This window comes from Cyanobacteria bacterium FACHB-DQ100 (assembly GCA_014695195.1).
GTDB lineage: Bacteria > Cyanobacteriota > Cyanobacteriia > Leptolyngbyales > Leptolyngbyaceae > Leptolyngbya.
Genome location: JACJNW010000039.1, coordinates 275,855 through 288,353, shown reverse-complemented (window position 1 = coordinate 288,353; position 12,499 = coordinate 275,855). Strand labels below are relative to the sequence as shown.

Below are 12,499 nucleotides of genomic sequence, written 5' to 3'. Positions count from 1 at the left end.
TAAAGCTGTAAACGTGCGGTGATACGATGCCTAAAACGTTTAGAGCGAGACCCTATGTCAGAAACTCTTACTGGACAAGCACCTTTGTTCGGTGGCAGTACAGGTGGACTGCTAACCAAAGCCCTAATAGAAGAGAAATACGCCATCACCTGGAGCAGTCCCAAAGAGCAAGTCTTTGAAATGCCCATGAGTGGTGCAGCAACGATGCGTCAAGGCGACAATCTACTGTATTTAGCCCGCAAGGAACACTGCCTAGCTTTGGGTGGACAACTTCGCACGAAGTTCAAGATCACCAACTACAAGGTCTATCGCATTTTCCCGAACGGCGAAATTCAGTACCTGCACCCGAATGATGGCGTTTTCCCTGAAAGGGTAAATCCTGGTCGTGTTGCAGTCAATAGCGTTCCGCGCAACATCGGAGCGAACTATGAGCCTGCCAAGTTGAAGTTTAGCGGTCGTAAACCCTACGATCCTTAAGCCTCGATCGTCTCGAATTGTGCTTTTAGGAGCCGAATTTTAGCCTTCTTGGTTAAAGTTTGGCTCCTCTTGTTTCGAGTAAGAAATTCAGTCTGTATAGTCATCAGTAAAAGAAAGCTTGTATCCTAACTGTACGATCGTTCTAAGTTGCTATGATTTCTCCCGATTTTTCTCAATTCAAGGAACTCGCACAGCAAGGTAATTTTGTCCCCGTTTATCAAGAATGGGTCGCTGATTTGGATACGCCCGTTTCTGCATGGTATCGCGTGTGCGATGGGCAGCCTTATAGCTTTTTGCTGGAGTCGGTCGAAGGCGGAGAAACGATCGGGCGCTACAGTTTCTTAGGGTGTGATCCGCTGTGGGTTTTGGAAGCGAGGGGTGATCGCACCACCCAAACTCACCGAGACGGAACTCAGAGAGTGTTTGAAGGCGATCCGTTTGCGACACTATCTGAATGTTTAGCGCCTTATCAGCCGGTAAAACTACCTGAATTGCCGTCAGGAATTGGCGGACTGTTCGGATTTTGGGGATATGAACTGATCAATTGGATTGAACCGCGTGTTCCAATCTATCAGGCAACCGAAGAGGATTTGCCCGATGGATTGTGGATGCAGATTGATCAGGTGTTGATTTTTGATCAGGTGAAGCGGAAGATTTGGGCGATCGCGTATGCAGATTTGCGCGATCCAAACACTGATTTAGAAGCAGCGTATCAGCAAGCCTGCGATCGCGTCACGCAATTAGTCAATAAGCTCAAATCGCCGCTTCCTGAGAAAACTCGATTGCTTTCCTGGAAGCCACCTGCAAATAATGATTCATCAATCACGTGGACAAGCAACACCACAAAAGAACAATTCTGCGCCAACGTCGAAACTGCCAAAGCGCACATCAAAGCGGGTGATATTTTTCAGGTTGTGATTTCACAACGGCTGAATTCGGAATTTGTCGGAGAGCCGTTTGCACTGTATCGATCGCTGCGATTAATCAATCCCTCGCCCTATATGGCGTATTTCCACTTCAACAATTGGCAGATTATTGGATCGAGTCCAGAAGTCTTGGTTAAAGCCGAGCGATCGAGCGATCCGACTCAGCCGAAAATTGCCACAGTGCGACCGATCGCGGGAACTCGTAAACGCGGCAAAACTCACGCAGAAGATCTCGCTCTAGAACAAGATTTACTGGCTGATCCCAAAGAAGTGGCAGAGCATGTGATGTTAGTCGATTTAGGACGCAATGATTTAGGGCGCGTCTGCATGAACGGAACGGTGAAAGTCGATGAATTGATGGTGATCGAGCGTTATTCTCATGTGATGCACATTGTCAGTAACGTCGTCGGAGAGTTATCACCCGATAAAACCGCGTGGGATTTGCTCAAAGCAGGATTTCCAGCCGGAACAGTGAGCGGTGCGCCGAAGATTCGAGCAATGGAGATTATTCACAATTTAGAACCTTGTCGGCGCGGGGTGTATTCGGGCGCGTATGGGTACTACGACTTTGAGGGGCAACTGAATAGCGCGATCGCTATTCGGACGATGGTGGTGCGCGATCGAGGTGATGGTAAACACACAGTTCAGGTACAAGCAGGAGCCGGACTGGTGGCGGATTCTGTACCCGAAAGTGAGTATCAAGAAACGCTAAATAAAGCGCGGGGGCTTTTAGAGGCAATTCGCTGCTTACAAGAGTGAGTCCCTTAGATGCAGTAAATGCAATTTATATTCTATGCTGAGGCGTTTCGGCGAAACGCCCTAATCGAGTCATGGAAAGGCACCATTTGCAACATTCATTGCTTGAGTTGCTATAACGAAGCAAAGAGTTGATGCCATTTCAGCCCTAGAGACGAGGATGAAGAAGATCCTACGTAAGGTTTATGCCACAGGTAGTACAACAGGGAGGAGGATTTACGACTATTTTTAAAGCACAATAAAATTGACTATCTCTATGTGGATTTGTAATTAAGCACCGCTCCAACACTGGTGCGGCGCATTGATGTATTTCTATGCAATTTTGATATTCTCTAAATACTGTGGGGTTTTTTCATATGAATGACATTCGGATTACGCTGATTGAGGATCATGACTTAACCAGGGTGGGAATGAAGACCGCGTTACAGCAACGCCCAGGGTTTGAAGTCGTGGGAGAAGCAGCGAATGGAACCGATGGATTGAAAATGCTGACGAATTTGAAGCCGGATGTTGCGATCGTAGATATTGGCTTGCCCGATATCGATGGCGTAGAACTGACGCGCCGTTTCCGTCAAGCGCAAGCTGAGATGGAAGATCACCCCAATACAAAAGTTCTTATTTTAACGCTACAAGATCACGAAGATACAGTTCTAGCAGCGTTTGCGGCGGGTGCAGACTCGTACTGCATGAAAGATGTCAGTTTAGATCAGTTGGTCGAGGCGTTGCGCGTCACCCAAGAAGGAAACTCCTGGATCGATCCGGCGATCGCTCGTGTGGTGCTGCGTCAAACTCAGTCAACCGCGCCTCAAACTGCGGCTCAATCTGAAGCTCAACAGGTCGCCATTACCGCAACCGAGCCAGAATATAACCAAATTATTGAGGCGTATCCATTAACAGAGCGGGAATTAGAAGTATTGCAGTTGATTGTGGATGGTTGTAGCAATGCTGCGATCGCTGAAAAGCTTTATATCACGGTGGGAACAGTGAAGACGCACGTTCGGAACATTCTGAATAAGCTGTGTGCGGATGATCGAACCCAGGCGGCGGTGAGGGCGTTGCGATCGGGATTAGTCGGCTAGACGATCGCGCAACTGCTGCACAAATGTTTGATGTTCTTGAGAATTCAATCCCTGCTGCAAAACTGCCATGACTTGCAGCATTTCACCGTTGAGCAGGGAGTTGATCGCCAGCCACAATCCCGGAAACGTTTGACTCCGAATGATTCCGGTTTCGTCTGGTAATAGCGGAACATATTCATCGTCTTGCAGCGCAAACCAATCGAGCTTGTTTTCAAACATTTGCCAGACGAGATATTCTCGGACTCCGTTGCGCCGATACGCCTTTTTCTTATCGCCTAAATCGTAAGCGGCACTACTGGCGGCGATTTCTGCGATCAGTTCGGGTGCGCCTTCGAGATAGTCATCGCTTGAAATTCGCACTTGTCCACCGAATTCAGGTTCGATAAATAAGGCGATATCAGGTTGCGGCTCATTGTCTAAATCGAGCCGGACAGTGGTGTTATCCGCCAAAGCAGTCCCGATCGTGGCAATCTGATAGTTGCCCAGCCAGACCATTAACCGGGCATGGGGTTGACCATGACTTCTAAAGCGGAGCGCGGCTGGCATATAGACAATTCCTTCGATCAGTTCGGCTTTTTTGATGTGGGGTGCAGCCGTATAACGCCGCTCAAATTCGGCGCGAGACAAACGATCGCCATTCTCCAAGGGCGGGACAGAGCGGTTTGATTTCGAGGATTGAATCACCATAGTTTGAGATTAATCGATCGCAGTTAAGGCGCGATCGCCGATCGGGAGAATCTTGCGCTTCATTCCGGTCAAGTTATCGAATCGAATCGCCAAAGTCGCTTTATTACCACTACCGAAGATATTAGTAATTTCTCCGATTCCGAATTGACTGTGCATGACGCGATCACCGACGCTCCAATCGGTTTCGGTACTCTGAATCACAGGGGCGGGTTTGGCGGCAGGCTTGGTGGTGTATTTGGCTGGGATCGCGGCTTTGGTGTTGCTATCCATCAATTCGCGAGGCATTTCTCCCAGGAATAGCGAGGGGCTGGCGGGTTCGCGATTTCCGTATAGCCGACGTTCGCGGGCGTGAGAAAGGAATAGGCGTTCTTGAGCGCGGGTGATGCCGACGTAACAGAGGCGGCGTTCTTCTTCGATCGCGGCGGGATCATCGAGTGATCGATAACTCGGAAATAAGCCTTGTTCTAAACCGACTAGAAAGACGATCGGAAATTCTAACCCTTTCGAGGAGTGCAGCGTCATCAAAGAAACTTTGGTTGTTTCTTCTTGTACGTCGTCTAAATCCGAAGCGAGAGACGCGCTGGCGAGGAAACCGATCAGGCTCTTATCGTCTTCGTTTTCTTCCTCAAATTGCAGCACAGCGTTATACAACTCTTGAACGTTCTGCAAGCGGTCTTCGGCTTCGTCTGTGCCTTGAGATTTTAGATCGGCGATGTACCCAGAGTCTTCGAGCACACCTTGTACCAGTTCTGAAGCGCTCACTGCGTCGAGCTGCGATCGCCATTTCTGAATGATCTGAGCAAACTGAATCACGCCTCTCGAAGACCGACCCGCTAGAGTTTTGATCGAGTTTTCATCGCTGAGAATTTCCCACAAAGGAACACCGAGTTCGATCGAAGCTTTTTGTAGAGATTCGATCGTGGTTTTTCCGACTCCGCGACGAGGTGTATTAATCACGCGCAAGAGGCTAACGGTATCAGAAGGATTGGCGATCGCTCTCAAATACGCAAGCACATCCTTGATTTCTTTCCGGTCATAGAATCGCAGACCACCCACGACCTTATAAGGTACACCCCAACGCACCAAAATTTCTTCAAACGCCCGTGATTGAGCATTGGTTCGATAGAGAATCGCAAATTTACCCCAATGCAAATCGGAGTTCATCGCTTCGAGTCGCCGCATTTGTTGAACGACAAATTCTGCTTCGTCGATTTCATCCTGAGCGCGGTAGCAGAAATTCGGTTCACCTTGTCCGCGAGTCGGTTTAAGGATTTTATCAATGCGTTCGGTGTTGTTTTCGATCAGTTCGTTCGCGAGTTGCAGGATATTTTCGGTCGATCGATAGTTCTCTTCGAGCTTCACCATTGTCCGGGTGTCATCATCGGGCAAGCTATCCCCAAAGTCTTGCTGAAAGCCCATCAGAATTGTGAAGTCTGCCATGCGGAACGAGTAGATCGACTGATCGGCATCGCCCACCACAAAGACCGATCGATGTTCCCACTCGTTAAATCGATTCGGGGGTTCTCCATTCGTCACTAATAACTGAATCAGATCGTACTGAGTGCGATTGGTATCTTGATATTCATCTACCAAGATATGTCTGAAGCGTTTATGCCAGTATGCGCGGATCTGTTCATTCTGACGAAAGAGTTGTACTGGAATCCAGATTAAATCATCGAAATCAACAGCATTGTTTTCAGCGAGTTTATCCTGATAAACGCTATAGACGTTTGCAATCACTTTGCTTTTGAAGTTCGATTGCTCTTTTTCATAATCTCGCGGCGATAAACCTTTATTTTTGGCGTTGCTGATTGCATATCGAACCGATCGCGGATCGAATTTCTTTTCATCAATATTCAATTGATTAATGATGATATCTTTCACCAAGCTTTGAGCATCGGACTCATCAAAAATCGAAAACGATCGCGTCCACTTCCGTCCTTTTTCATCCTGGAACTTTTCGATATCAAAGCGAAGAATTCGACAGCAAAGCGCGTGAAATGTGCCAATCCAGAGATCTTTGGTGATGGTTTTGTAGACGTGCGATCGCAATTTCGTCTGAACATGACCGGGCAGCGATTCGAGCGGCTTGCCATGTTCGCTTAATGCCTCCTGCTCGGCAAACAACCGTTCGATCCGGTCTTTCATTTCCCGCGCCGCTTTATTCGTAAATGTCACCGCCAGAATATTTTCTGGATCGACGCGATGTTTCAGCACCAGATTGGCGATGCGATACGTCAATGCTCTTGTCTTGCCTGAACCCGCGCCAGCAATCACCAGCAAAGGGCCACAAAAATGCTGAACGGCTTGCCTTTGGGACGGATTAAGATGGCTGAGAAAATCAACAGTCATAGGTTAGACGATCGCACAAATCTACTCCATAGATAGGGTATCGTATCTCAGCTTGGAACGTGGCAAAAGAAATAGTACGTATCACCGCCCAAGTCCGAATTGTGTATCCATCATAGAAAAAATTGGACAACGCACTGCACACACTGTAGTAGTGAAGATGTAAGTAGTGCTCAAGATGTAATGATGGAGAAGTAAAGTTTCTGGCTATTGCCAAGACTGTGAACGACAGTTTGCGGAACAGCCATTTCAATCACTGCCTCGATCGGGAAGTCGATCGCTGCCGCATAAGCACGTAGCCCTAACTGGACTTTTCTGGCAAAGTGTTCAAGATAATTTCTGTCGCTTCCGGTGTTAGATGTTCTACTTGCATTGGCTTCTAAACAGGGTTTCTAATGCGATCGCTTGAGCCGCTTGCATTTGCCCGTAGCTGAATACATAAGGGACATCCGGCGGCAAACTGGGAAGAAAGCGATCGAGAACATAAGGACTGCCGTAAACTGCGATCGCACAAAGTTGATTTGTATTTAATAGAAACGTAAACCAATCTTCTGCCGCTTGAGTTAATCCAGCGATTCCACGAAAGGGATTACCCCGGATAAATAATTGCAATACAGTTGGAACTTGAGCGCGATTATTTGGAGCAATGTAAGGGGTATGCCGATCGATAATCTGAGTCTCTGTCAATCCAAATTGAGCGGGAAATGCGATCGCAGGAGCGGTTCGACCCAGGAAATCACAATCCAGAATGCTATCGACAATGACTAGATTGCGACCCCCACCGGAAAGCGAATCTAAGCGAGAAGAATTTGGATGATGCGATGCCTTTGGCACAGGCGAACGTGACCGCATCGAGTGACGCAGCAATTCAGCATTGATTGAAAGTGCATCTGGCTGAGCAATTTTCGAGGTTAATTCAATTGTTTCTAAAATGGGTTCGGGCGGATTTTCCCAAGCGTGACCTTCTTCAGATGGAATTGTGACTGCACAAGCTTTTTGTTTAGCTCTCCAGAGTCTTTCAACCGAAGATTGGATGCGATCGTGACTAATCCGCCCGCTTTCTACGGCTTCACAAACGGCTGTAATTGCCTTTTCTGGCTCTAATGGCATCAATAAAATATCTGCGCCTGCTTCGACTGCCAGAACACAAGCTTCCTCGGTTCCATATCGATTGGCGATCGCGCCCATCACTAAAGCATCCGTGACAATCAAGCCTTCAAATTCAAGATTCCGTCTCAACTCATTTGTAAGAACCTTTGGAGAAAGCGTTGCAGGATAGTTCGAATCAAGCGCGGGAATTTGAAGGTGAGCGCTCATTACAACATCGACACCTGCTGAGATTGCGGCTCTAAAAGGCGGAAGTTCAATTTGTTCTAGGCGATCGCGATTATGCGGAATTACAGGTAATTCGAGGTGAGAATCGGTCTCCGTATCACCATGCCCCGGAAAATGTTTTGCAGTGGTTAAAATCGGGTGCTGGTGTGCGCCTCGGATAAAAGCTTTTGCCAGTTCGCCAACAATCTCTGGAGTTTCGCCAAAAGCCCGGACATTGATCACAGGATTGTCAGGATTGTTGTTGACATCCACCGTGGGAGAAAGCAGCCAATTCAAGCCGATCGCTAAACTTTCTGCTGCCGTAATTCGCCCCATTTGCTCAGCATAGTGACACGCAAGAGTGAGATCCCGTTTGGCAATTTCTGCGATCGCCATTGGCGGTGGAAACCAAGTTGCCCCCGAAAACCGCTGCCCAACTCCTTCCTCAACATCCGCACAAATCAAGAGCGGAATCGATGCCCAAGCTTGCAACTGCTGCGTTCTGAGCGCAATTTCTCCCGCACTCGCACCCAGGAGAATCACACCCCCCACGCCCCACTCCCTAATCCAACCCTCTAACGTCGCCGCAGGTGGCTCCCAGACGGGATACTGAATCTCATGGTCAAACAGAAAGCCCGAAGCCCTCACGACCACCATTTGAGCCACTTGCTGACGCAGCGTTAACTCATCAAGATTCGGGAGAAACGTCTTCATCGGGGAACTCTTTGCGCTCTTGGCTGAGGCGATTGATTAACCCTAGAACTTTATCACCCCGCTCTAGCGATCGATCCTCAATAAAGATAACTTCAGGCGTTCTCCGTAAGCGGATTCGCTGTCCTAATTCGCTGCGAACATAGCCTGTCGCGGACTTTAAGCCTGCCATCGTTTCGGCTTTGGCTTCTTCGTCACCGTAGATGCTGACAAAGATTTTGGCGTGCTGCAAATCCCCGGATACATCCACATCGGTGACGCTCACCATTCCGGTTCCTACGCGATCGTCTTTGATGCCATTCAACAGCATTTGACTCACTTCGCGCCGGATAGATTCTGCGACACGAGCCATTCTTCGATCTGTCGCCATACAATTCCTTCCTACCTACAAAATTCCATTCTATTAAAGCGGATCTAAACCGAGCATTGCTTTGAGGGTGAAAGAAACAAAGGCAAGTCCACCGACAAGAACACCAACCAGCGCGATCGCGGTTACAGGGCGTTTGAACAGCGGCACGAGCGGCGCAGCAGCATTCAGGAATATGCCAAGAATGACACCGATTACAAACTTGGGGTATTTAGAAACGGTGTTCCAAAGGTCTTGAATCATAAGGGTTATTTTCTAAACTCCATTCCATCATATCGAGATCAGAGATCAATTACGAAACCTGATCAGAGTGTCATTTTTATAATACGAATACTGATCAGATCAAATGTATTTTAGGTGTTAAATAAAAACATGATTACTCAAGTACAGTCCCCAGGGTTACCACGCCCATTTATTAAGTGGGCAGGCGGAAAAAACCAGCTAATTTCGCAGTACGTTTCCTATTTCCCGAAACGTTACCAGAATTACTATGAGCCGTTTGTCGGAGGTGGAGCAATTTTCTTTCATCTCCAGCCCGCAACATCATTATTGATTGATATTAATCTTGAGCTAGTCAATGTCTATCGGTGTGTGCGCGATCAGGTGGAAGAGTTGATCGATCGCTTAGAGCAACATCATCAGCAACATTGCCCAGAGCATTACTACCAAGTCCGCGCTCAAATCACCGCCTCAGACGATTGGTTTTATGCCGGTAATAATGTCGATCGCGCTGCAAGACTGATTTATCTGAATAAAACTTGCTTTAACGGACTGTACCGTGAGAACTCCAAAGGGCATTTTAATGTGCCGATCGGCAGTTACAAAAAGCCTGGGATTTATGATCCAGAGGTGCTTCGAGCGGACTCGATCGCGCTATCGAACGCGCAAATTGAACCTGGATCATTTGATCAAGTGCTGCAATATGCTTGTAGTTCAGAAGACTTTGTTTACTTTGATCCACCTTACTATCCGATTAGCCCAACCAGTAACTTCACTGCTTACAATCGCTATTCGTTCAGCGAAGATCAGCAGGTGCAATTGCGCGATGTGATGACAGAGTTAAGCGATCGAGGCGTAAAGGTGATGCTCTCAAACTCCGATTGTCCGTTTATTCGTGAGGTGTACAAAGAATTCAACATTCACACCATTTATGCAACCCGCAATATTAACTGCAATGCAGAAAAACGCGGCAAGATCACAGAAGTCTTGGTGACAAATTACTGATCTCCCATTGGAAAGACGGAATTCGATCGCAATCTCTCTAGCATTCACGTAGTTGATCGCACCAGAGAACCGCTATGCGAATTCATCATCTAAACTGTGGCTGTATGTGTCCGGTGGGTGGAGCCTTGTTCGATGGCTTCAGTCGAGGCTTGACTTCCCATCTTGTCTGTCACTGTTTGCTGATTGAAACAAATCAAGGACTTGTTCTAATCGATACGGGCTTTGGGTTGCGCGATATTCAAGCTCCCTCACATCGGCTGAGTCCGTTTTTTATTGCATTTAATAACATTCAATTCGATCGTAAATACAGTGCGATCGACCAAATCGAAAAGCTGGGATTCTCGCCTCAAGATGTCCGTCATATTGTTCTGACTCATCTCGACTTTGATCATGCAGGAGGTCTAGAAGACTTTCCTAACGCAACAGTTCATGTCATGCAGAGTGAGATTGAGGCGGTACGGAATCGGGAAGGCTTTATTGCGCGTCGCCGCTATCGTCCGGAACAATGGGATGAGGTTAAGTCCTGGAAATTCTACACAGCAAATGGTGAACCTTGGTTCGGATTTGAAGCCGTGCGAGAGCTAGAGGGATTACCGCCGGAAATTTTGTTTATTCCGCTCGTTGGACATACACCTGGTCACGCAGGGGTCGCGATCGAAACCTCCGACGGTTGGCTCCTACATGCGGGAGATGCTTACTTCTATCGCGACGAGATGAAACCGAATCCGAAATGCACACCGGGATTAAAAGCATATCAATGGATGATGGAAGTCGATCGCAATGCCAGATTGCTCAATCAAGATCGTCTCCGCAAACTATCCCTGAATCATGGCGACGAGGTTCGCCTATTTTGCAGCCATGATGCGATCGAGTACAAGACCTTTGCAGAACAACGATCGCTAAACCTGAGTGCAAGTTAAGCCCAAGTGAACAAAGCAATGCTACTGCGATTCCTCGCTTGCAAAATTTATTTGCCTTAGATACTGCGATCGACAAGGAGATCCCCAGCAAACGGATTGAGTCGGCATCGACTTCAGCACGGTACTCCGCGCTCCGATCACTGCGTTTGAACCAATCTGCACCCCAGGCGCGATAAAGCAATCTGTCGCAATCCAAACCCCGTGACCGATCTCGATCGGACGGGTCTCTAACTTAAACGCTGAATCGCTGACATTATGACTTCCTGTACATAGATAGCTTTTTTGGGAAATAACACAGTGATTTCCAATTGAGATACGATCGAGACTGTAAAGTACAACATCATCACCAATCCAACTGTAATCGCCGATTTCGACTTTCCAGGGATAAGTGAATCGCGCAGTTGGGCGAATTAAAACGCCTTGACCGATCTTGGCTCCAAACCATCGCAGCACCAAACATCGAAGCGAATTGAGCGGATGGGGAGTTATGGGAAAGACGATCGCTTGCACCAGCCACCAGAACAAAACATACCAACCTGGACGACCTCGATCAAACCAGGACTGATCATAATCGCGTAGATCAACCAGTGAGGGAGCGTGAATGTCGATCGGAGACTCTCGAATCGGCATCATGATTCTGGCTGTACGATCGAAGGTTTAACTGGCTGTGGGGTGTTCAGCGTCCCGCCAAACTGCTGCAACTCAAACAACTTCACGCCAATTTGAAACTCATACTGGCTGAGTAACCGTGCATAGATATACCCCGCTTTTCCATCTAGAAATCCCAGCCGAAACACATAAGCCAACAAAAACCGCAATGTCGGCTTAAACGGTAATCTCACCCAAATTCGCTTCAAAAAGCGCTTGCGCTGCACCGAATCTCCAAGCAAATTTGCCCCGATCGTGCCATCTTCCCCCTGACCTGTGAGCAAGTTGAGATACACTTTCGCTTCCCAGTTCGAGTAGCGATTATGCCGTTCTAGCCAGTGATACAGATCTTTGAAGTCGATGTGCAGCATATCGTTTTTCAGATACCCGACTTTGCCGGATAGCACAACGTGTTCATGAACTTCGTTATCTCCGGTGTTCCGAATGGCTTCGGTACTGAGATTTTCATAACGTCCTTTTTTATGTTGAAACAATCTCAGGTTCCAGTCTGGATACTTGCCACCATGCCGAATCCATTGCCCCAAAAAGAACACTTTGCGATTGAGATAATATCCCTCAAACTCCGGGTTCTGAATTGCTGCTGCGATCTCATCCCACAATTCCGGCGTAATTCGCTCATCACAATCAACAATTAACACCCATTCGTTGCGAAACGGTAAGTTGTCCAGTGACCAATTCTTCTTCTTGGGCCAGCGTCCATTAAAGTGAAACTGAACAACTGTTGCCCCATAGCTTTCTGCAATTGCAACGGAGCGATCGCTACTTTGTGAATCAACAACGAAGACTTCATCTGCTCTGGCGACACTTTCGAGACAAGCAGGCAAATTTGCTTCTTCATTACGAGCAGGAATCAGAACTGAAACGGGAAGTTTTGAAAGGGTCATAATCGGCATCTAGGGAAGAAATGCTATAGCTACAATTTGCTATGACTGCTTCAGTATTCCCATTCTGTTGAAGACCATACCGAAGGATTTAGCTTCTAGTAGACGATCGCACCGATCAAACAACACAAAAGATCGG

12 protein-coding genes are annotated in these 12,499 nt (G+C 47.6%); 5 read left to right on the top strand and 7 right to left on the bottom strand.

The annotated features are described in order from the left end of the window. The first annotated feature begins 54 nt into the window (after nt 1–54). From H6F51_23455 to H6F51_23445, 3 genes are all read left to right on the top strand, one after another. Entirely contained in the window at nt 55–477 is a 423-nt protein-coding gene (locus H6F51_23455) for a photosystem I reaction center subunit II (protein ID MBD1825431.1), read from the top strand. Nucleotides 478–629: 152 nt separating this feature from the next. Next, the gene (trpE, locus tag H6F51_23450) at nt 630–2,162 is read left to right on the top strand and encodes an anthranilate synthase component I (GenBank protein MBD1825430.1); all 1,533 of its coding nucleotides are present in this window, start codon (nt 630–632) and stop codon (nt 2,160–2,162) included. 353 nt (nt 2,163–2,515) lie between these two features. Next, entirely contained in the window at nt 2,516–3,238 is a 723-nt protein-coding gene (locus tag H6F51_23445) for a response regulator transcription factor (GenBank protein ID MBD1825429.1), read from the top strand. Here H6F51_23445 and H6F51_23440 read toward each other — a convergent pair. From H6F51_23440 to H6F51_23420, 5 genes are all read right to left on the bottom strand, one after another. Further along, nucleotides 3,227–3,925, bottom strand: a complete 699-nt coding sequence (locus H6F51_23440; protein ID MBD1825428.1) for a Uma2 family endonuclease — start codon at nt 3,923–3,925, stop codon at nt 3,227–3,229. The genes H6F51_23445 and H6F51_23440 overlap by 12 nt on opposite strands. A gap of 9 nt (nt 3,926–3,934) precedes the next feature. After that, nucleotides 3,935–6,277 (bottom strand): DNA helicase PcrA, encoded by a 2,343-nt coding sequence (gene pcrA / locus H6F51_23435; protein ID MBD1825427.1) that lies wholly within the window; start codon nt 6,275–6,277, stop codon nt 3,935–3,937. Between the two features lie 360 nt (nt 6,278–6,637). Further along, nucleotides 6,638–8,302 carry a beta-glucosidase gene (locus H6F51_23430; protein MBD1825426.1) on the bottom strand — a complete coding sequence of 555 codons (1,665 nt, stop codon included), beginning with the start codon at nt 8,300–8,302 and terminating at the stop codon, nt 6,638–6,640. Next, complete coding sequence (rbfA, locus tag H6F51_23425) at nt 8,277–8,669, bottom strand: 30S ribosome-binding factor RbfA (protein ID MBD1825425.1); 393 nt, start codon at nt 8,667–8,669, stop codon at nt 8,277–8,279. The genes H6F51_23430 and rbfA overlap by 26 nt, the downstream gene beginning before the upstream one ends. Nucleotides 8,670–8,702: 33 nt before the next feature. Next, nucleotides 8,703–8,909 (bottom strand): DUF751 family protein, encoded by a 207-nt coding sequence (locus H6F51_23420; protein MBD1825424.1) that lies wholly within the window; start codon nt 8,907–8,909, stop codon nt 8,703–8,705. A gap of 129 nt (nt 8,910–9,038) precedes the next feature. Here H6F51_23420 and H6F51_23415 point away from each other — a divergent pair, with 129 nt between their 5' ends. Both H6F51_23415 and H6F51_23410 read left to right on the top strand, forming a co-directional pair. After that, entirely contained in the window at nt 9,039–9,890 is an 852-nt protein-coding gene (locus H6F51_23415) for a DNA adenine methylase (protein ID MBD1825423.1), read from the top strand. A 74-nt stretch (nt 9,891–9,964) separates the two neighbouring features. After that, on the top strand, nt 9,965–10,810 hold the full coding sequence (locus H6F51_23410) for an MBL fold metallo-hydrolase (GenBank protein MBD1825422.1): 846 nt from the start codon (nt 9,965–9,967) through the stop codon (nt 10,808–10,810). Between the two features lie 21 nt (nt 10,811–10,831). On the opposite strand, the gene wcaF is transcribed toward H6F51_23410, so the two are convergent. Then, nucleotides 10,832–11,443 carry a colanic acid biosynthesis acetyltransferase WcaF gene (gene wcaF / locus H6F51_23405; protein MBD1825421.1) on the bottom strand — a complete coding sequence of 204 codons (612 nt, stop codon included), beginning with the start codon at nt 11,441–11,443 and terminating at the stop codon, nt 10,832–10,834. Further along, complete coding sequence (locus H6F51_23400) at nt 11,440–12,363, bottom strand: glycosyltransferase family 2 protein (GenBank protein ID MBD1825420.1); 924 nt, start codon at nt 12,361–12,363, stop codon at nt 11,440–11,442. The genes wcaF and H6F51_23400 overlap by 4 nt, the downstream gene beginning before the upstream one ends. Nucleotides 12,364–12,499 lie beyond the last annotated feature (136 nt).

Coding starts and splice junctions, on each gene's coding strand:
- H6F51_23455 (MBD1825431.1), top strand. CDS start 55: ATGTCAGAAACTCTTACTGGACAAGCACCTTTGTTCGGTGGCAGTACA.
- trpE (MBD1825430.1), top strand. CDS start 630: ATGATTTCTCCCGATTTTTCTCAATTCAAGGAACTCGCACAGCAAGGT.
- H6F51_23445 (MBD1825429.1), top strand. CDS start 2,516: ATGAATGACATTCGGATTACGCTGATTGAGGATCATGACTTAACCAGG.
- H6F51_23440 (MBD1825428.1), bottom strand. CDS start 3,925: ATGGTGATTCAATCCTCGAAATCAAACCGCTCTGTCCCGCCCTTGGAG.
- pcrA (MBD1825427.1), bottom strand. CDS start 6,277: ATGACTGTTGATTTTCTCAGCCATCTTAATCCGTCCCAAAGGCAAGCC.
- H6F51_23430 (MBD1825426.1), bottom strand. CDS start 8,302: ATGAAGACGTTTCTCCCGAATCTTGATGAGTTAACGCTGCGTCAGCAA.
- rbfA (MBD1825425.1), bottom strand. CDS start 8,669: ATGGCGACAGATCGAAGAATGGCTCGTGTCGCAGAATCTATCCGGCGC.
- H6F51_23420 (MBD1825424.1), bottom strand. CDS start 8,909: ATGATTCAAGACCTTTGGAACACCGTTTCTAAATACCCCAAGTTTGTA.
- H6F51_23415 (MBD1825423.1), top strand. CDS start 9,039: ATGATTACTCAAGTACAGTCCCCAGGGTTACCACGCCCATTTATTAAG.
- H6F51_23410 (MBD1825422.1), top strand. CDS start 9,965: ATGCGAATTCATCATCTAAACTGTGGCTGTATGTGTCCGGTGGGTGGA.
- wcaF (MBD1825421.1), bottom strand. CDS start 11,443: ATGATGCCGATTCGAGAGTCTCCGATCGACATTCACGCTCCCTCACTG.
- H6F51_23400 (MBD1825420.1), bottom strand. CDS start 12,363: ATGACCCTTTCAAAACTTCCCGTTTCAGTTCTGATTCCTGCTCGTAAT.